The sequence below is a fragment of the Lactobacillus sp. WILCCON 0149 genome (assembly GCF_057197965.1).
Genome location: NZ_JBUBHO010000001.1, coordinates 70,089 through 88,800, shown reverse-complemented (window position 1 = coordinate 88,800; position 18,712 = coordinate 70,089). Strand labels below are relative to the sequence as shown.

Sequence of the window (18,712 nt, the reverse complement as noted above, 5' to 3'; positions counted from 1 at the left end):
ATCCAGAATCCCTGGACCCTCTTATTCAACCACAATATTTACCTTGTCATGCTTTTGGGCAGCTTGGGCAAACATTTCAATGAGCCGGTCACAAAGCTGCCGGGACTGGTCAAAGCGGAATTTCTTCTTGCGATAATTCAGCAAGTCATTGTAATACTCTTCCGCGTCCACGTAGCAGTCAGGCTCTTCTGCCCAAGGGCCTTGCTCAAAGAAATAGTCACGGCTCATTTTTCCCCATTCTGACTTAGGAATTTTAGGATATTCAAAAAGGTCTTCCACAAATCCCTCCCAAACCCGCAGTTTAGTTCTGCCATAGGAAAAATCAACTTCGGGTTCATCTTGTAAGTCTCCATTATAAAAAGTCTCATCAACTTTGGTCTGGCCAGTGTCCATTTTTGAGCAGCTCCTTATCACTATTTCTCTTGAAAAAGCTGGCGGACCTTCCGGCTGTTTCTTACCGAAAAATATTGGACGTCGCCAGTGATGAAGGTCAGCTTTTTCTCCTTCAAATCCACTTCTTTAACGTTGGCGGGGTTGATGACGCAGGATTCGCTGACCTGCACCAGGGCCGGGTACTTCTCTGGCAGTTCCTTCAGCTTGCCGATGAATTCCGCCCAGCCGGTCGTCTTGACCAGGCGAAGCTTGTGGGGAACCGACGTCGTCTCCACGTAAACCACATCTCCCATGCTCATGTTTCTGACGTCATGGCCGAATCTGTAGCTGAAGGTGTTTTTCTGGATATAGCGATACTTGGCGATTGCGTCCACTGCCTGCTCCAGGGAATAAGTGACATCCCGGCGCAAATCGTCCACGTTGCCGTTTTTGACGATAAAATTGCTGGCCCCCAGCCGTCTTTGGAAGGTCAGGAAAGCCATGTCCTGGTGGCTGGTCACAAAAATCAGCTGGGCCTTGGGGTCATGCTTCTTGATGATCTCGCCCAAGTCCAGGCCGTTTTGCTCGTCCAGCTTCTTGCCGATTTCAATATCCAAAAAATATATGCCGGACGCGAGCGGCTTTTTGGTCAAAAAATCCAGGGCCTCATCGTAGCTGCCTGCCGCCTTGACGACAGCAAAGTCCAGCTCTTCTTCATCGCTTAAAATAATCTGCGCCCGCTTGATGCAGTCCTTGACCAAATCGATCTGGTCTGGCTCATCGTCGCAGATAAAAACTGGATACTTTATTTTTCTCCCTCCTTCAGAACCATCAGACTAAATGTAAAAGTGTTGCCTGTCGTATCTATATCAACGATCATTTGCCCGGCATACTTGTTCACGATCTCCAAGGCGTTGCTTAAGCCCAGGCCGGCATGCTGGTCCTTACTCGTGTAGCCTGGCTCAAAAATCCGCGGAGATGGGATATCGGCGGTCTTGTTTTTGATGACAAATTCGAAATCGCCGTTTTCTTGGTAGAACATAGCTTCAATCCGGCCGCCTTTTAGGCCGTTGCTGGCCTCAATAGCATTGTCAAAAGAAATCCCGATGACCCGGACCAGGTCCATTTTTTCCATTTCAGAGACCAAAGGCAGGTGGTCGATGTCCTTCTGGCAGCTGAAGCGGTAGGGAATCCCTTGATCGTAGATTTTCGACAATTTGGTAATCACGATGCTTTTAAGCAAATCGTCATGGATATGGTTGACATCTTGAAACTTGGCCAAGGCATGCTCATCAAAGTTTTCCCTTGAGTACTCATTCAGCTTCTCCAAAAGCTGCTGGGAGTCGTTTTGGGCCGCTGCCAGCTTGAGGCTGCTCAGAATATTGCGGTAGTCGTGCTTGAAGCGGCGGAGGCGGTCCTCATCCTGCTCCAAAGAAGCCGCGTAGCTCTTCAGCTGCTGGTTGGACTCATAGAGCTGGCGGTTCTGCGCTTGCAGGTGCCGCTCTTCTGCTTCGTTTAAAAGGGCGGTCTGATTTTTGATACTGAGACTAAAGCTGAGCACGGCATAGATGCCTTGAACGGCCAAGATGCCCAAGAGGATCGCCAGGCCAACCGACATCTTCTTCACCTGCATCCCGACGACGTAGGCAAAAATTGTCGAGACATACAGGTAGGACAGCAGAAACAAGCAGTTCGTCTGATAGCGGACGTCGCTGATATATTTGCGGATTTTTGGCAAAAGCGGCCAAGCGAGCAAAAAGCCAGCCAGCAGGAGACCAAGATCAATCCACAAGCTGGCCGCAAGAGTTTCCGGAAAAGACCAGCTGATGATATTTACTATAATGTCTTCTAGCAAGCCAATAATACCAATAATTAAGGCCGCGCTTACTGCCTGCTTGACCTTTTTGCCTTTGATCTGGGTTAAAACCAAGAGGGTCAGCTCAAAGATTTTTAATTGCAGGTCAATGAAATAGGACGGAACCGACTCAATTGTGATCCCGTCAATCACACCAATGAGCCAGATGCCAAAAAACATGGTCCAAGCTCGGCGGCTAACTAGCCGCTGGTCAAGCAGCCGCAAAAAGCAGGCAATATCAATCATAGGCGCCAGCATCATGGTGCCGGCATCAAGCAGATACAATAAAATCATCTATCCATCCTGTTTTCGCTTCGTTCCCTTTTCAGTCCTCATGATACAACAAAAAGCGCAACTGAGTTGCGCCTTTATGCCTTAATATTAACCAAAAATTGCCTTAATTCTGTTCCAGCAAATGAGTGAAATCTTGTAAGTACTACCTCGCTTATGACTCTTTCTCTTAATAAAGCTAACCGTTGGATCTAAGCCTTGTAAGCCTAAAATATCCTGATTACTGTTTTGCATCTTCTTTCACCTCTTTTCTAATCCGCAAACAAGAACCTTTCATTCCCAATGACTGGCAGCCACTTGCCCCAATTGTGGTCCCTGGCGCCCAGCAAGATGGCCAAAAGTCCAACGGCACCGGTGGCCAGGTCCAGGGAATTTTTCAAGCCATAGACTCCAGGAAGCAGAATCCTGTCTTCATCAAAGACCAAGTAGTTGGCCAAGTGCTGCAGTTTTTCTTCCAAAAAGCCCTCATAACCCAGACTTTCTGCCGCGATGTCGCCCAGCATAAGTCCCGCGAAGCCGTCAAAGAGGCCATTCATGTAGGCTAATTTGACCCGGTTAGTCGCGATCAAGCCCTTGATCATCCTGCTGTCGCCTTTAACCTTGACCCCGTCTTTCGCGAAGTCCAGCAGGACCAGGAGCAAGCCACAGGAACCCGAATTAAGATAGGGCAGATAGCTTTCCTCGCCATTGACTTCCCCTTTTAAAAAAGTTCCGCCTTTTATTTGACTGACTTCCTGCTCTAAAAAAGTACTCAGCCTTTCTTCTGCAGCTTTTAGCAAGTTATTCTGGTCCAGGTACTTGCCAGCTTTTTCAAGATAAAGAAGCATCCCTAATTTTCCAGTAAGCAAGCCAGCTTCCTCCCAAGCATCATAGCCAGCTAATAGCTCTTGGGCAATTTTTACCAGCTCCTGCTTTCTAGCCTCATCTGGTTCAAGCAGCTGCAGGGACAATTTGGCCAGACCTATCCCCGCCAGGCCGCTCTCTAGCGACAAGTCTTTCATCTGATCAACTTCAATTCCATCGATCAGCTTTTTGCCTAATTCCTGGTCAACTTCTGAATACAAGACTGCCCCCATCCCGGCCGCGCCGGTAAAGAGTCCATGCTCCATTTCACTTGCCTGGCAAATTGCCTTTTGATTATTCAGACACCACTTTTTAAAAGGCTCCCGGTCCTCCGGCAAAGCGGACAAGACCAAGCCCAGACCCAGCGCTCCATTTTCAATATTCAGCATCCCTGCCGGCTCAATAAACTGGACAATATCGCCCTTAATCAAGCGCTGACTTGTCCAATCGATATTTGCTTCTATCCCTTTCGCGATGCCCGCAATCAGCTGGTCCAGAGACTTCTGCTCTACCGCTGGCAACTTCGGCAAAGTCAGGTCAGCTTTTTCAAAACACTCTCTTTTGAATTTCCGTAAAAAATCTCCCGCCGCCTGGTCCAGATTTTCCAGCCTGACTGCTTCGCTTACTTCCGGCTTTTTGGCCAAATGACTGACGTCGATGACCGGCAAAAGGGTGTATTCAATCATTTTGTATAAAGATAACCAATCCTGCTGGCCCATGGTTTTGGCCTGCAGGTCGCTGAAACCTGGCGTGGACAAGCCTGGTTCATAAGTCTGATCAAGTGGCCCTGCCTGTTCAAAATCAATCAATACCGGTCCCTTTTTGCCCAAAAGAACATTGCCTGGCTGCAAGTCACCAATGGCTATCCCTCGCTGGTGGATGTCCTCTACCGCCGCAAACAGCTGCTTGGCCAGCTTTTTTACCATTTTCAGATAGCGGCCATGATCTTGCTGGAAAGGATACTTTTCCTTGATCAGCTGGTCCAAGTTTTCTGCTGGCAGATAGTCCTCGACCAGATAATAATGAATCCAAACCTGGAAAGAATCCCGCAGCTTAATGACATATGGGGAGTCTTGCAGCTGCCTTAAGAGCTCTGCTTCATGCTTGATCCGGCTGAAGCCATCCCGCAGGTTCGCGTCGATCCCGGCTCCCTGCCGGCCTTCCTTGATCAAGTACTTCTGCCCGGATTTTTGCCCCAGGTAAATCCCGCCGGCATTGCTAAAAAGCAAGGCTGACGAAATATTGTACTGACTCAAGCGGGAAAAATCGCCGCGGCCTGCCCTTTTTTCAGCTGGAAAAGGATCTGACACAAAATCTGGCTGCTGGTAATAAGGCAGACGCTGGTCTGGCACTAACTGACCTTGCTCGTCCCTTATGCAATAGTTGCCTGCCTCATCGCGGAGCTCCTTAAAGGCTCCATAGCGGTAATAGACGTTGCTTCTTTTATACCGCTTGTCAGACAGGATATAGGGCCCTAAATCATACTCACTCGTTAAAGCCGCCAGGTCAGCCGCGGCCTGCTTGAACTGCTCCGTATCCTTTGGATAAGCCGTGATAAACTTGCCCGACTCAGTCCGGTCAGCGTTTTTGGAGTTTTTGACGATCCATTCGCCCCGGCTGACCGTGAACTTGAAGCTGATTTTTTGCTTAAAAAGATAGTCAGCTGCTGCCCTTAAAAGCTCTCCTTCGTCCTTGTATCCGGCTGACAAGTGGATCTTCCAGCCCTGCGCCGGCAGCTCGCCAGGCGCCAACATATAGGTCCAGTGGCGGTCACTCCAGGTCTGCCAAGCTGCTGGCTTAGTTACTTGACAAGGCTGCATTTTAGGCGCCGCGTCTTCAAAAAAGCTGCTCTTTTCAGCCAAGAGAAAGGGCACATAGTCCTCGATCGCGTACTTCATTTTTACTTGAACAAGTTGTCAAAAAAGCCGTAGAAGCTGCCATAAATGGTGTGAAAGCAAATCAAGCTGCGGCGGACGTCACCATTTTTATCCTTCTTTGCCTTCTTCAGCTGCAAATTCAAAACTTCTTCAATCAGGTTTTCCATTTTTCCCTGCCTCCTTTTGCCTATTAGTTTAGTGCCTTCCCTCTTATTTTTTTCAAGAAGTCATTATCGGGCAAAAAAGACTCATAAGCGCAAAAAATACCCCTAGCTGAGCTAGAGGCATGATTTGCTGTCTTTTTTCCACTTCCTACCAAGAATCACTGCTTCTTGGCGTAATTGAGTTGGCTTCGTAAATCGTGTAGTTGGTGATGGTCTCATTGCTGGAGAAGTCGACCCCATTGTAAGTCTCGTTCAGACTGTTCTGCCGGGTTTCCTGGTTGGTCAAGGTTTGCGTGGCCAGCCCCAGGCTCTTTCTCAGCTTGTTGGACCACTTCTGCAGTTCTGCAGTTGACGCGATCTGGAAGCTGGTCCCGGAAATCGTCGCGTCGTGGCCCTGGATATAGCCGCTGGAGATGTTGCTTGCCGCGCTTCTGTAGTTGATGGCCAGGCTGGTCATGTCGCCAAAAGTCAAGTTAGTCTTGACGTACTTGGCAAAAACCTTGAGCAGCTTCTGGTAGTTGGCTAAACCGTTGACGGACAGGCCCTTCTTGACCACGGCCTGGATGATCTGCCGCTGCCGCATTTGCCGGCCATAGTCACCCCGGGGGTCGTCATAGCGCATCCGGGCATAAGCGATGGCGTGGCGGCCATCCAGGTGCTGCTTGCCCTTATGGAAGTCACACCAGTCATAGCTGAAGCTGAAAGGCACGTTGACGTCGACCCCGCCTAAAGCGTTGACCAGGCTCTTCAAGGCCTTCATGTTAACTTCCACATAATAGTTGATCGGCACGTTGAGCATGGCCGAAACGGTCTTGACTGACCCGCTGCTGCCGCCAAACTGATAGGCGGAATTGACCTTGAACATGTAATAGCTCTGGCTGCTCGTTTCACCCAGAATCTCCGTCAAGGTGTCCCGGGGAATCGAGGTCATGGTCGCCTTCTTGGTCGTCGGGTTGACGGTCACCAGGATGATGGTGTCCGAATTCCCTTGGTCATGCCGCCCTTCCAGCCCCTGGTCGACCCCTAAAACCAAAATCGAGATTGGCTTCTTGGCCGCGATCCGGGCGCTGGTCGCGGTATTGCCGTTATTGCCGTTCATGCTCACCAGGGCTGAATGCAGGGAGAAGTAGGCATGCGCCCCCCAGGTCGCCGCGATCATAACGACAAAGGTCACTAAGAGACCGATAATCGTTGGCACGGGGCGGCGGGATTTTTTCAAAAGGCCGGCCTGGACGAGCGTCACATTGCGAAATATTTTATTTTGTCTTCTACTGTGTTGCTCTTCCATGGATTGACCCCTTTAGTAATTTGCTATTATTTATTTTCTCATTAAAAAGCCGTTTAATAAACCAGACGTGGGAATATTTAGACTATCTTATTTTTTTGGCAAAAAGCCGCTTTGATAGTAGAATATCTAGTATCGTAAAATAGAACGTAAAGTAATGAGAAAAAGAAGAGGTACTTGTATGGAAATCCCTTATCGCAGCGAGGTTCCCAAAGAGCAGACCTGGGACTTGACCCGGGTCTTCAAGACTGAGGCGGACTGGGAGTCCGCTTTTAAGGCAGTCAAGCAGGAAGTCAAGGCCCTGCCGGACCTGGAAGACGGCTTCACGGAAAGCGCGGCCGTTCTCTATGACCGCTTGACCCAGATTTTCGCCGTTGACCGCCGCTTGTCCAAGATCTACGTCTATGCCAGCATGGCCAGCGACGTCGACACCAGCAACCAAAAGAACTTGGCCCTCAATTCCCGCGGCCAGAGCCTGGCTGCTGAATACCAGGCCGCTGTCGCCTTCATCCAGCCGGCTGTTTTAGCCTTGGGGAAAGAGGCCCTGGACGCCTTTTTCAAGGAAGAGCCAAGGCTGGAAAACTACCGGCACTATTTGGAACAGATCGTCAAGCAGGAAGAGCACGTTTTGCCAGCTGAAGAGGAGAAGCTGGTATCGGCGGCCGGGGATGCCCTGTCAGCTTCAGCCAACACCTTCAACGTCTTGACCAACTCCGACCTGCAATTCCCTTACATTGAAGATGAAGACGGAGAAGCAGTTGAACTGACGGAAGCCAACTACGACATCTTGATCCAGTCCCAAAACCGGGAAGTCAGAGAGGATGCCTTTGACGCCCTTTACGCTGGCTATGGCCAGTTCGCGTCAACTTTTGCTTCCACCTTGGCCGGCAATGTCAAGGCCCACAACTTTGACGCCCAGACCCACCACTACCAGGATGCTTTGGCCGCGGCTCTGTCTGAAAACAACATCCCTGTCGAAGTCTACAACCAGCTTTTGACCAGCGTCCACAAGCACCTGGACCTCCTCCACCGCTATGTTAACTTGCGGGAAGAGATCCTGGACCTTAAGGGCGACCTGCAAATGTGGGACATGTACGTGCCAATCACGGGCAAGCCAAGCCTCAGCTACACTTTCGATGAAGCCAAGGCTCAGGCAAGAGAAGCCCTGCAGGTTCTGGGTGAGGACTATGTCAAGCACGTCGACTACCTCTTCAACAACCGCTGCATCGACTACGTGGCCAACATGCACAAGCAAAGCGGGGCCTACTCCGGCGGCGCTTATGACACCGACGCCTATGAGCTCTTGAACTGGCAGGGGGACCTGGATTCCCTCTACACCCTGGTCCATGAGACTGGCCACTCCGTCCACAGCATGTACACCCGGGAGAACCAGCCATACGTGTACGGAGACTATCCGATTTTTGTCGCGGAAATCGCCTCAACGACCAATGAAAATCTGCTGACCAACTACTTCCTGGACCGGGTAACGGATCCAAAGACCCGGGCCTTCCTGCTCAACTACTACTTGAGCTCCTTTAAGGGAACGATCTACCGGCAGACCCAGTTCGCGGAATTCGAGAAGTTCATCCACGAAAGCGACCAGGCGGGTGAAGCCTTGACGGCTGACTACCTGTGTGGCTTCTACGACCGGCTCAACCAGCAGTACTACGGCCCGGCGATCAGCCTGGGCAGCGACATCGACCTGGAATGGGCCCGGATCCCCCACTTCTATTACAACTTCTACGTCTACCAGTACGCGACCGGCTTTGCCGCGGCGACTGCCCTGGCTAACAAGATTACTTACGGCAGCCAGGAAGACAAGGAGAAGTACCTGGACTTCCTCAAGTCCGGCTCCAGCGACTACCCGATCAACATCATGCAAAAGGCCGGCGTCGACATGACCAAGTCCGACTACCTGGAAGATGCCTTCAAGGTCTTCGAAGAAAGACTGGACGAATTTACTGACTTGATCAAAAAATTATAGAAAGCAAAACGAAGCTGCTCAAAGAGAGCAACTTCGTTTTTTGCTGTTAAATTTGATACATGTTCAATCTTAGTGGTGTGAAGCACCAGTAGCCGCGTCTGGTTCAGCCTTGATTTGGTTAGCCGCGGTAACTGGGTATGGCTTGCGCACCCGCGGGTCAGTGCTGGATGGCTTGGTGTCGCCAGCGTACTGGAAGTCAGTCAAGCGGGCGTGCTTAACGTCTTCAATCGTCTTGCAGCCAGTCAGTTGCATGTCGATCTTCAATTCATCGTTCAATTCGTTGATGACTGAAGCAACCCCGTGCGGGCCACCCAAAGCCAGGCCGTAAAGGTAAGGACGGCCAATGCCGACCAGGTCAGCACCCAAAGCCAAAGCCTTGAAGACATGGGAACCCCGGCGAACGCCACCGTCGAAGATAACCGGGCAGCGGCCGTTGACTGCTTCAACGACTTCTGGCAATACGTCGATAGTTGCCGGAGCACCATCGATTTCCCGGCCACCGTGGTTAGTCACGTAAACGCCGTCCGCGCCGGCAGTCAAAGCAACTTCAACGTCTTCAGCACAGTTGACCCCCTTGACGATAACTGGCAAGCCGGACATTTCCTTAATCCGCTTGATGTCGTCCGGGCCGATGTTCTGGGCGCTGGAAGCGTACATTTGCGCAACGGTTTGCCCTTCACCCTTGGCACCTTGGAAACGGGTGAAGAAGTCAAGCGGTACCGGGAAGGCAAAGTTGGTCCGCAGGTTGGCTTCCCGGTAGCCTGATACCAAAGCGTCAACCGTCAAAAGGATGGCCTTGTAGCCGGCCGCGTTGATGGCGTCAAAGACCATCTTGTTGAAGTCCCAGTTCTTTGACAGGTAAAGCTGGAACATCCGCGGAGCATCTGGCGCGGCAGCGGCGATTTCTTCAACCGGCTTGTTGCCGTAAGTGCTGGAAGTGAACATGGCCCCGGCCAAAGCAGCACCCTTTTGGGTCGCTACTTCAGCGTCAGCGTGGGAGATCCCATGACAAGCAATTGGTGAGATCATGATCGGCGTCTTCAGCTTCATGCCCAAAAATTCAGTTTCAGTTGACGGGTTGTCCATCCCAGTCAAGGCCCGGGGAACGATTTGGTAGTGGTTGAAGGCAGTAGTGTTGTTTCTCCAAGTCCATTCGTATTCTGAACCTGAAGCCACGTAGTAGTAAGCCCCTTCCGGCATTACTTCCTTGGCTCTTTCTTCAAGCTCATCGACGTTAACGAATTTTAAGTCTTCATCTGCTTCGCTTTGCGGGAAGCCCTTGATGTAATGTGTCATGGAAATCTCCTCAATCATTTAAAAATTACTATCAATTACTGTTTACTTACAAGATTTATCATAGCATTAATCGCTTACTTTTGGGCCAATCTTTTACTTTTTAGGATCAGCTTAAAAAATTAAAAGTGCAATTGCCCCGTGGCCAAGCCGACCACGTACAGGAAGACGCAGATGATGGCGGTGTAGATCCCGCACCACTTGAAGGCCTGCTTCAAAATCGTGCCTTCACTGCCTTCCTGGCCGATAGCCGTAGACGCAACCGTGATGGACTGCGGGGAAATCATCTTCCCGGCAGTGGCCCCGACCATGTTGTTGGCCACGACCCAAGTCTGGTTCACGCCCAGGCTTTGGGCTGCTGAGGCTTGCAATTTGGCGAAAAGGATGTTTGAACTGGTGTCTGACCCGGTCACGAAAGTACCTAAAGCACCAATGATTGGCGCGATCAATGGATAAACCGGACCCATGATCTTGACCAGAACGACCGCGATGGCGCTGGTCATGCCGGCGTAGCCCATGACCTTAGCCAGGGCCACGATAGCGGAAATAGTTACCGCTGTCTTGCCGATCCCTTTAATCAGGTCCCAGAGGATGCCAAAAGTTTCCTTAACGCTCAAGCCCTGGATCAAGGCCCCGATAAAGGTGGCAACCAAGATCAAAGTCCCTGGTGAAGACAGCCAGTTGAGGCTGAACTGACCAGCATTTTTGCCAGTGTAAACCTGGAATTTAACAGTCGCGGAGTTGAGCAGGCTGTTAACGGCTGGGAACAAGGAGGAAGCGGCCAAAACGAAGACGAAAACCAGAATGAATGGCGCGCAGGCCTGGAGCAGTTCGCCAGCTGAGTGCTTGGCGATTTTTTCAGTTGAAGCCGCGTATTCCGGAGCATCCTTGTGCTTTTTGGCTAAAAAGGCAGTGACCAGGATGCAGATGATGGAACCAGCGATGGCTGGCAATTCTGCCCCAACGTACTTAGCAACCAGGATCTGCGGCAGGGCAAAGGCCAGCCCGGACATGAAGGTAATGAAGCCTACCCCCTTGATGGCCTTGGCGCCCCCGCCGACCAGGCCAACCAGGATGTAAGGGATGACCAGGATCAAGACGCTCAGCTGCAGAGAAACCACGAAGGCCGTGTTCATCACGTCCAGGCCGGCAGTCTGGGCCAAGGTAATGACTGGCAGGCCGACCGCCCCGAAGGCAGTTGGCGTGGTGTTAGCCACCAGGCAGATAACGGAAGCTTCAATCGGGTCGATCCCGAAGGTCATCAAGATGCTGGCCGGGATGGCAACGGCAGTCCCGAAGCCGGCGATGGCTTCCAGGAAGCCCCCGAAGCCCCAGGCGATCAAGAGGACCAGGACCCGCTTGTCGGTCGTCAGACCACAGAGCATGTCCTGGATTTTTTGCATGGCGCCGGATTTAAAAGTTACCTTGGAGGTGAACATGGCGGCCACGATGATGTAGACAATCGGGAACAGGCCGCCCAGGATCCCTTCCAAAGTCCCGGTCAAAGTATCAACGACTGGCAGCTGGAAGGCCGTAATGGCCAGAATGATTGCCAGGATAAGAGAAATAACGGCTGCCTTGGCCGCAGGCATCTTCAAGGCTGTCAGAGAGACGATCAGCCAGACGATCGGGATCAAGGCAAAAATGAATTTAACCCACATTCATGTAGCTCCTTCTATAAGTATTTTTCACAAAGATTATTGTACATGAAAGCGCTTAAAAATTCATGTGAATATTGATTTAAAGCCTTGATATATCAACGTCTGTGCTTGAATTTATTTCACAATGTTTTTGCTTGCTAAAAGAAGGATCCAAAAAAGCCCCGTTATTGCGGGGCTCTATATATTTTTTCACAAACTTGTTTGTTAACAAAGTTCTCTCGATTGATCGCGAAAAAAGATTTAAAAAATTTGCTATTTAGCGTTGGGAGTGCCTAATTTTTCCAAAACGTAGTCGCCGTTGCTGTCCTGGCTGATAATCCCGTTTTGGTAAGTATCGGTCACGCTGGTGTCATCCCTGTCGCCGGTGTAAGAAAGGTTGTGGGTTACCGTGTAGTTGACATAAGTCTTGCCGCTGCTGGCCGGGCTGGTGGACAGGACACTGACGACTTCGTTGTACTCAGAGACTGAGTCAGAGTCATCCCAGTTGTCGTGCAGTTTCTTGATGCTGAGGTAGCCAGTATTGCTGCTGCCGTTGACCCAATCTTCGCTGTCATTGTCGTCCCAGATCTTCTGAAGGAGGTCTTCAGCGTCTTCGGTGCTTGCCAGGCCTGGCCAGGATGGAGTCAGGACCCAGCTGCCGTTGACGGCCTTGATTTGGTCGCTGCTTTGACTGTCGTCATCGCTAAAGTCATAGTCGTCATCGTCGTTGGCATTTTCCTGGTCAGCTGGGGTAGTCACGTACTGGTCAAAGTCGTGGATCGTGTCTGACTGGCCGATGCCGGACTTTTTCACGTAGAGGCTCATCCCTGACGTAATCTCATAGTCCTTGAAGCTGGCCTGGCCCTTGTCGTCCAGGTCGGCTACCTTCTTGTCATTGATGTAGACTTCCCCATTAGGCACGCTGCTGACCGTGAAGCTACCAGTCAAGATGTTCAAGCTGACTTGGTGATTGCTAAACAAATCCAGCTTGACCGGACTAGGCGAAATGGTCTTTCCGCTCAAGTTGGCTGAAACTGAGAAGGTGTAACGGCCGGCGATTACCGGATCCAGCTTCTTTTGGTAGTAGTCACCAGACGCGGTCAGCTTGCCCACGTTTTTCCCGTTCATCTTGATCACGGAATTCTCGTGGTTGGTCACAACAGTTGGCGAGTAGGTCTTAACCATAAGCTTGTATTTCGGGAAAAGGAAAAAGTAGTGGCCGTCTTCGCCTAAGGAAACGGTGTCCTTGAAGATATCGTCAAAGTCATCTTCCCTCTTCCACTCGCTGCCCAGGTTGTTGGCCTTGGTCTGGTTGGCCTTGTAGTATTCCTGCAGAGGCTGCACGCTCTCCTTGGTCAGCTGAAAGCTGCTGTCGTCGGTCTTAACGTAAGGTGACAGGTCTTTCTTTGGGTCCTTCATCCGGGTCACGATTTCGTCGATTTGCTTGTCCTTGGCATAGTGGGCCTTGCCAAAGCTGTAGCCGGCCAAAAGGACCAACAAAACAGCCGCGGTGATCAAGATTGGTTTCTTCCACTTCTTGGCCTTTTTGAGATCGGCCCGCTTTTTGACTGTTTTAGCTGGCTTAACAGGTTGGACTTGCTGAACCTGTTGAACTGGTTGAACCTGCTGGACTTGCTGAGTTGGCTTAATTAATTTAGCCCCGCATTTGGCGCAGAAAGTGGCATCGGCCTGGTTTTTGGCGCCGCATTTAGCGCAGTAGATCATTTTTACATCCTCCTCTTTGATAAAAAGCCTGTATGCTTAACTGGCAAAAAATACTCTCAAGGCAAGTATAGCATATAAAAAAACAATTTTAGCCAAAAGAAAAAGGAGCCAAAAAGCTCCTTAAATTCTATATTTGCTTATGCCCGCTTCTTTCTGGCGTGGGTGAAGTAAACCAGCAGATAAGCCGTTACCTCAATTAATGAAATGAAAAAGGTCACTGGCCAGTTGGTGACGTAGCCCAAGCAAAGCCCGGCCCAGACCCCCAAAAGGGCCAGGCCGACCGACCAGGCCAACATGCTGGGAATCGACTTGCCCAGGTAGCGGGCCGTCGACGATGGCATGGTCAAAAGGACAAAGACCAGCATGGACCCGACCACCTGGGACCCGATTGAAACTGCCATGGCCAAGGCTACCAGGAAGACCACCCCGACAAAGCCGGTATTGATGTGGTGGGCCGCTGCCCCGATATGGTCAAAGGAGTCATAGTTTAGCGGCTTCTGGATGACAAAAATGATCAGCAAGACGACCACTGACAGGCCAACCAGCTGGTAGACGCTGGATCTGGACACCCCGATAATTGACCCAAACAAAATGTTGGTCGCGTAGCTGCTGGCAGAGCTGGACAGGGACAAAAAGAGGATCCCAAGGCCGATAAAGAAGGCTGAAATCGCGGAAATCGACGACTCCTTCTGCTCAGTCCGCATGGACAACTCCCCGACCCCGATCGAGCCCAGGAGGGCAAAAATCAGCATCCCCGTCAAAGGCTTCAGTCCCATCAAGACGGCAAAAGCTGCCCCGGCGAAGCCGATTTCCGACAGGGTGTGGGCCAGAAAACTGAAATTGCGGGCCACGACATAGACGCCCACCACCCCGCAGGTAATCGCGATGAAAGTGGCCGCCCAAAAGGCATTGCGCATGAATTCGTAGGCAAACATCAGTTGAAACTCTCCTTAAAATCTTCCATCTTACCTTGGCGGACTGTCCCGTCGCTTAAGTAAAGATAGTCCTTCATATAGCGCTTGGCCAAAGGAATATCGTGGGTGACGAACAGGACCGTCATCTTGTGCTCATGGTTAAGGTGGGCGATCAAGTTCATCAACTCTTCCTTGGCCTTGGGGTCCAGGCTAGCCGTGGCTTCATCCAAAATAATGAAGTTTGGCTGGTCCAAGAGAGCCTGGGCCAGATAGGCCCGCTGCTTCTGCCCGCCGGAAGCCTCCCCCATTCTGGTATTCGCCAGGCCCTTTAAGTGGGTCTCCTGCAAAATATGGTTGACCTGGTCCTTAACCTTCTGGCTCTTCCAAAAAGGCGTGTTCAGCTCGATAAAAGACTTGATCGACAAGGGATAGTCCGGGTCGATATTGCGGAACTGGGGCACATAGCCCACCTTCACGTCGTCAGCCAGCTCAAAATAGCCGTGGCTCGGGCTCAGCATCCCCATCAGTATTCTGACCAGGGTGGTCTTCCCGGCCCCGTTAGGGCCTAACAGAGCCGTCATGGACCCGGTCTCCAGGCTGAAATTAAGCTTTTTAAAAATCTCCTGGTCGTCGAACTTCATGCTCAAGTCCACGACCCGCAAAGCTTTACTCATTTACTTACCTCTAGTTTCTCTATTGCTTCTTCAGCAAGTCCAGCATCTTGTCCTGGACGGCACTTTCATCGCTTGAGCCGATGATCCCGTTAGCCGCCCGCTTGGCTTCCGGCAAAGCAGTAGCTGTCGCGTAGCTCTGGCCTACATATTGCAGCATGGCCACGTCGTTGCCCCCGTCGCCGAAAGCGACCATTTCGTCAGCCGGGATATTGTAGCGCTTGCCCAAAAGCTTGAGCCCAACCGCCTTGTTCATGCCCAGCTTGCTGATGTCAACGGCTGAGTCGCTGCCGGCCACCATGTCCAGGTTCGGGAATTCCCGCTTGAGTTGCTGGGCAAAGGCTGATGACTCCCCTTCCTTGGTCGCCACGGTGAACTTGAAGATCCGGTCCTTGACGCTTTCGTAGTCATCCACCACTTTCAGTTCCTGGTAAAAAAGGTGGAGGTAGTTGCAAAATTCTTCCCCGTAGCTCTTCAAGGTGTAGGCGCTATTCACCCCGGCCAAGACAGTCGGGTGGTCCTGGCCGTACTTTTCCTTGATCTGGTGGATCGTGGCCAGTTCATCGCTGTTTAAGTCCACGATGTTGAGGATTTCCCGGCCTTTGAGGACATAAGCCCCGTTTTCAGCCACGAAGTAGAGCTGGCTGAGGTATTCTTTCGGAAAACGGGTCACCAGGTTTTCATACTGGTTGCCGCTGGCGATGACGAACTTGACCCCCTTTTCCCTGGCCAGGTCCATGATTTGCGCGAACTTGTCCAGGTCGTAGGTTTTCTTGGAAGTCAGCCAAGTTCCGTCCATGTCAGTTGCAAACAATTTAATCATTTTTTCTTCCTTCCTAACTGCTTTTTCGCTAACAGATCTTTAACGTTATAGAATACCAAAATTTCGTCCTCCTTGCAAAATTGCGGGCTCACGGGGGGCGGTGCGGGAGTTTGGCTGTGGCTACGGTAAAAACGGGGATGAGTTTTGCGAGATTTGGACGTGGCTACGGTAAAAGCGGGGACAGTTTTGCGGGATTTGGACGTGGCTACGGTAAAAACGGGGATAGTTTTGCGGGATTTGGACGTGGCTACGGTAAAAACGGGGATAGTTTTGCGGGATTTGGACGTGGCTACGGTAAAAGCGGGGATGAGTTTGCGGGATTTGGACGTGGCTACGGTAAAAACGGGGACAGTTTTACGGGATTTGGACGTGGCTACGGTAAAAACGGGGATGAGTTTGCGGGATTTGGACGTGGCTGCGGTAAAAACGGGGATGAGTTTGCGGGATTTGGACGTGGCTACGGTAAAAACGGGGATAGTTTTGCGGGATTTGGACGTGGCTGCGGTAAAAATGGGGATAGTTTTGTGTAATTTGGATGTGGCTACGGTAAAAACGGGGATAGTTTTGCGAAATTTGGCCCTGGCTACGGTAAAAATGGGGATAGTTTTGCGGGATTTGGACGTGGCTGCGGTAAAAACGGGGATAGTTTTGTGTAATTTGGACGTGGCTGCGGTAAAAACGGGGATAGTTCATCGCTTCGAGCCCCGCTTTTTACTGAGCCACAGCCTTTTTCAAAAATTTTAGCCCCGCTTTTTACTGGGCCACGACCTTTTCCAATAATTTTAGCCCCGCTTTTTACTGGGCCACGACCTTTTCCAATAATTTTAGCCCCGCTTTTTACTGTACCACGGCCTTTTTCAATAATTTGAGCCCCGCTTTTTACTGAGCCACGACCTTTTTCAATAATTTGAGCCCCGCTTTTTACTGAACCACGACCTTTTTCAATAATTTTAGCCCCGCTTTTTACTGAGCCACGACCTTTTTCAATAATTTTAACCCCAGTTTTTACTGAGCCACATGAACCTAAAAAAATAGAACACCTACTTCAAACAATCTCCGAAATTCTTTTCTAAAATTTCCTCAGCTTTCACTTGCTCGGTTAGAGATAAATGCGAATTAGCAGAAATATTGGTTGAATATTTGTGCCATTCTCTTAAGGTCAACAGTTCCTCCGGCGAAAACTTATCAAAAGTGAAAGTTATCCCAACAATTTTATTCGCTTTGCCGCTCTTGACCACTTCGTAGCTCAAATTGCCAAAAAATGGCACCAGTTGAAGTACAGCGGGCTTAATCTTATTCCTCATTACCTCATAATTCGAATAGCTATCCGGCACTGCCAGAATTTCCCGCAGCTGCTCAAAGGACACCTGGTAGCAGCCGGCTGCTGAAGCTTGCAGCAGCTTGCGGAACAAAGTCTTGGCGTTGTTCAGGCTGATTCGGCGCAGCAATTGATAATTCCAGCAGGTGAAGTCCTTCGTGCAGCCGTTAAACAGGAACGAGTACTTCTTGCTAACGCTGACCGTCAATTTCTTGTCTTCATACTTAGCCTTTTGAAAAAGCTTGCTCTGTTGCATGAACTCAGCCAATTCGCTTAACTGCTGATCAAGCCGCAAAAAATCACGCCCACCATAGCCAGCCCCAGTCCGCAACTCACTTCGGGTCAACTGGAGCGTGCCGCACCCGAAACCATAAAGCCGGCCCACGATCAGCCACAACATATTCTGCTGCTTTCCGGTCAAGCCTGTGAGCGGATAATCATTTAACCGCCCATGATACGTCACGTTCTGCGCAAGCGGAATTCCAAGCCTGACAGCCTGGCTGATCTGTCTGGCTTTATCCAGATGCGCCTGCGTCAACTTAAAACGGACATTGGCTGGATAGGTCCGCCGATCAGGCAGGCGCTGGCTTTGAATCGCCTGCTCAATTGCCTGGATCTGCTGCTGATTCAGCGAGGCGAACCCGTCATTGCTCAAAAACAGATTCAAGACCGACAGCTTGACCACCTGCGAACCAGCCCGCTGCAGATCCTCCTGGTTCTTCAGCTTGAAGTCATCATTCCCCAGCCGGTTGATCACCACCACAATCGTCTTAATAAAATTGGGACTGATCCCCATTGGCTGCAGGACTTGCGCCAGCGCCTCCTTGTGGTAGCTAATCTGATCATAAATGCCCCGGCCCAGCCGGTTAAAGTCGAAAAGCTTCCCCACAATTTTGCGCACCTTGACTTCAATACAATAAATGCCGGTACTGGTAATCACCAAATTATCAATTTGGTTATCGCCAACTGGCCGATTTCTATCATATTTGCAGGGCAGAATCACATTATGAAAAACTGCCGCCGCGACGGACTTGACCGCCTGATCGACTAGCCACTCACCCGCCGCGCCCGCTAATAGATTTTCCGCATTCACCAACTGCTCTTGCGTCAAAGTCGCTGCCTGGTCCGCCCCCAGCTGGTTATAGCTGACCAGCAAGCCGTTCAGCTCGCGCACCCCAGCCAAATTCTGATCAGACAGCTGCCGGGTGTGGTCATAGTCCGGATTGATCAGCTGCTCAGCTGCCTGGGCCGATTGCACGACGGCGTCATTTTCAACTTCTTCACTGGCCAGGTACCAATTTGTCCACATTCGTTCCATAAGATCGCTCCTTTGCTTAGTCTCTCTACTGACTATTACACGAAAGAAGCGATTTTTACCTAAAATAAAACGAAAACGGTCTTCTGAGACTGCAAGTCACAAGAAGGCCGCTATCGCATCGATCCATAAATTATTACGGACGATCTTCGCTTTAATTAAGAATGATCAATTGTATAGCTATGACGTAGCCAAACATAACCAAAGACTTTTGTCATAAAAATTGATCCAATAGATATTATAACAGCCTCTTTTTCGAAATTACAGAAGGTGGCTGTATTTACCATGCCCTAAATCAGATATTTGACTTGATTCTCCAGGAGCCATTTCCCGATTAGGCCC

15 protein-coding genes and 1 pseudogene are annotated in these 18,712 nt (G+C 50.6%); 3 read left to right on the top strand and 13 right to left on the bottom strand.

All coding sequences use genetic code 11. The features are described from left to right. Positions 1-21 precede the first annotated feature (21 nt). The 6 genes from ACYVUV_RS00385 to ACYVUV_RS00360 form a co-directional block, all read right to left on the bottom strand. Positions 22-393 (bottom strand): hypothetical protein, encoded by a 372-nt coding sequence (locus ACYVUV_RS00385; protein WP_484498872.1) that lies wholly within the window; start codon positions 391-393, stop codon positions 22-24. 20 nt (positions 394-413) lie between these two features. Beyond that, positions 414-1,163, bottom strand: coding sequence for a DNA-binding response regulator (locus ACYVUV_RS00380; RefSeq protein ID WP_484499360.1), 750 nt, complete (start codon positions 1,161-1,163; stop codon positions 414-416). A 14-nt stretch (positions 1,164-1,177) separates the two neighbouring features. Continuing rightward, positions 1,178-2,521: a sensor histidine kinase gene (locus tag ACYVUV_RS00375; protein ID WP_484498871.1), complete on the bottom strand. Its 1,344-nt coding sequence runs from the start codon at positions 2,519-2,521 to the stop codon at positions 1,178-1,180. A 248-nt stretch (positions 2,522-2,769) separates the two neighbouring features. After that, a complete protein-coding gene (gene lanKC / locus ACYVUV_RS00370) occupies positions 2,770-5,259 on the bottom strand; it encodes a class III lanthionine synthetase LanKC (RefSeq protein WP_484498870.1) in 2,490 nt (829 codons plus the stop codon). Between the two features lie 2 nt (positions 5,260-5,261). Then, the gene (locus tag ACYVUV_RS00365; RefSeq protein ID WP_201330044.1) at positions 5,262-5,405 is read right to left on the bottom strand and encodes a hypothetical protein; all 144 of its coding nucleotides are present in this window, start codon (positions 5,403-5,405) and stop codon (positions 5,262-5,264) included. Between the two features lie 145 nt (positions 5,406-5,550). Next, entirely contained in the window at positions 5,551-6,690 is a 1,140-nt protein-coding gene (locus tag ACYVUV_RS00360) for an LCP family glycopolymer transferase (protein ID WP_484498869.1), read from the bottom strand. A 178-nt stretch (positions 6,691-6,868) separates the two neighbouring features. Between ACYVUV_RS00360 and pepF the strand changes: the two genes are divergently transcribed. After that, complete coding sequence (pepF, locus tag ACYVUV_RS00355) at positions 6,869-8,671, top strand: oligoendopeptidase F (protein ID WP_484498868.1); 1,803 nt, start codon at positions 6,869-6,871, stop codon at positions 8,669-8,671. A gap of 69 nt (positions 8,672-8,740) precedes the next feature. Here the strand turns inward: pepF and ACYVUV_RS00350 are convergent, their stop codons facing one another. The 6 genes from ACYVUV_RS00350 to ACYVUV_RS00325 all read right to left on the bottom strand — a co-directional run bounded on the left by ACYVUV_RS00350 (position 8,741) and on the right by ACYVUV_RS00325 (position 15,737). Next, positions 8,741-9,967, bottom strand: a complete 1,227-nt coding sequence (locus ACYVUV_RS00350) for a lactate oxidase (RefSeq protein WP_439774925.1) — start codon at positions 9,965-9,967, stop codon at positions 8,741-8,743. A gap of 119 nt (positions 9,968-10,086) precedes the next feature. Then, positions 10,087-11,625 (bottom strand): L-lactate permease, encoded by a 1,539-nt coding sequence (locus ACYVUV_RS00345; RefSeq protein WP_439774924.1) that lies wholly within the window; start codon positions 11,623-11,625, stop codon positions 10,087-10,089. Positions 11,626-11,877: 252 nt separating this feature from the next. After that, positions 11,878-13,329 (bottom strand): zinc-ribbon domain-containing protein, encoded by a 1,452-nt coding sequence (locus ACYVUV_RS00340; protein ID WP_484498867.1) that lies wholly within the window; start codon positions 13,327-13,329, stop codon positions 11,878-11,880. Between the two features lie 137 nt (positions 13,330-13,466). Next, positions 13,467-14,264: a metal ABC transporter permease gene (locus ACYVUV_RS00335; protein ID WP_484498866.1), complete on the bottom strand. Its 798-nt coding sequence runs from the start codon at positions 14,262-14,264 to the stop codon at positions 13,467-13,469. After that, a complete protein-coding gene (locus ACYVUV_RS00330) occupies positions 14,264-14,917 on the bottom strand; it encodes a metal ABC transporter ATP-binding protein (RefSeq protein ID WP_484498865.1) in 654 nt (217 codons plus the stop codon). Before ACYVUV_RS00330 ends, ACYVUV_RS00335 begins: the two co-directional genes overlap by 1 nt. A 19-nt stretch (positions 14,918-14,936) precedes the next feature. Further along, on the bottom strand, positions 14,937-15,737 hold the full coding sequence (locus ACYVUV_RS00325; RefSeq protein ID WP_439774920.1) for an HAD family hydrolase: 801 nt from the start codon (positions 15,735-15,737) through the stop codon (positions 14,937-14,939). Positions 15,738-15,896: 159 nt separating this feature from the next. Between ACYVUV_RS00325 and ACYVUV_RS00320 the strand changes: the two genes are divergently transcribed. Next, a complete protein-coding gene (locus tag ACYVUV_RS00320; RefSeq protein WP_484498864.1) occupies positions 15,897-16,481 on the top strand; it encodes a hypothetical protein in 585 nt (194 codons plus the stop codon). 296 nt (positions 16,482-16,777) lie between these two features. Here ACYVUV_RS00320 and ACYVUV_RS00315 read toward each other — a convergent pair whose 3' ends face one another. Further along, a complete protein-coding gene (locus ACYVUV_RS00315) occupies positions 16,778-18,373 on the bottom strand; it encodes an NERD domain-containing protein (protein WP_439774918.1) in 1,596 nt (531 codons plus the stop codon). Between the two features lie 67 nt (positions 18,374-18,440). On the opposite strand from ACYVUV_RS00315, the pseudogene ACYVUV_RS00310 reads away from it, so the two are divergent. Beyond that, positions 18,441-18,590: pseudogene (locus ACYVUV_RS00310) on the top strand (IS110 family transposase); the annotation flags it as partial. Between the last annotated feature and the right edge of the window lie 122 nt (positions 18,591-18,712).

Coding starts and splice junctions, on each gene's coding strand:
- ACYVUV_RS00360 (WP_484498869.1), bottom strand. CDS start 6,690: ATGGAAGAGCAACACAGTAGAAGACAAAATAAAATATTTCGCAATGTG.
- ACYVUV_RS00325 (WP_439774920.1), bottom strand. CDS start 15,737: ATGATTAAATTGTTTGCAACTGACATGGACGGAACTTGGCTGACTTCC.
- ACYVUV_RS00340 (WP_484498867.1), bottom strand. CDS start 13,329: ATGATCTACTGCGCTAAATGCGGCGCCAAAAACCAGGCCGATGCCACT.
- ACYVUV_RS00345 (WP_439774924.1), bottom strand. CDS start 11,625: ATGTGGGTTAAATTCATTTTTGCCTTGATCCCGATCGTCTGGCTGATC.
- ACYVUV_RS00350 (WP_439774925.1), bottom strand. CDS start 9,967: ATGACACATTACATCAAGGGCTTCCCGCAAAGCGAAGCAGATGAAGAC.
- ACYVUV_RS00375 (WP_484498871.1), bottom strand. CDS start 2,521: ATGATTTTATTGTATCTGCTTGATGCCGGCACCATGATGCTGGCGCCT.
- pepF (WP_484498868.1), top strand. CDS start 6,869: ATGGAAATCCCTTATCGCAGCGAGGTTCCCAAAGAGCAGACCTGGGAC.
- ACYVUV_RS00335 (WP_484498866.1), bottom strand. CDS start 14,264: ATGTTTGCCTACGAATTCATGCGCAATGCCTTTTGGGCGGCCACTTTC.
- ACYVUV_RS00385 (WP_484498872.1), bottom strand. CDS start 393: ATGGACACTGGCCAGACCAAAGTTGATGAGACTTTTTATAATGGAGAC.
- ACYVUV_RS00365 (WP_201330044.1), bottom strand. CDS start 5,405: ATGGAAAACCTGATTGAAGAAGTTTTGAATTTGCAGCTGAAGAAGGCA.
- ACYVUV_RS00330 (WP_484498865.1), bottom strand. CDS start 14,917: ATGAGTAAAGCTTTGCGGGTCGTGGACTTGAGCATGAAGTTCGACGAC.
- ACYVUV_RS00315 (WP_439774918.1), bottom strand. CDS start 18,373: ATGGAACGAATGTGGACAAATTGGTACCTGGCCAGTGAAGAAGTTGAA.
- lanKC (WP_484498870.1), bottom strand. CDS start 5,259: ATGAAGTACGCGATCGAGGACTATGTGCCCTTTCTCTTGGCTGAAAAG.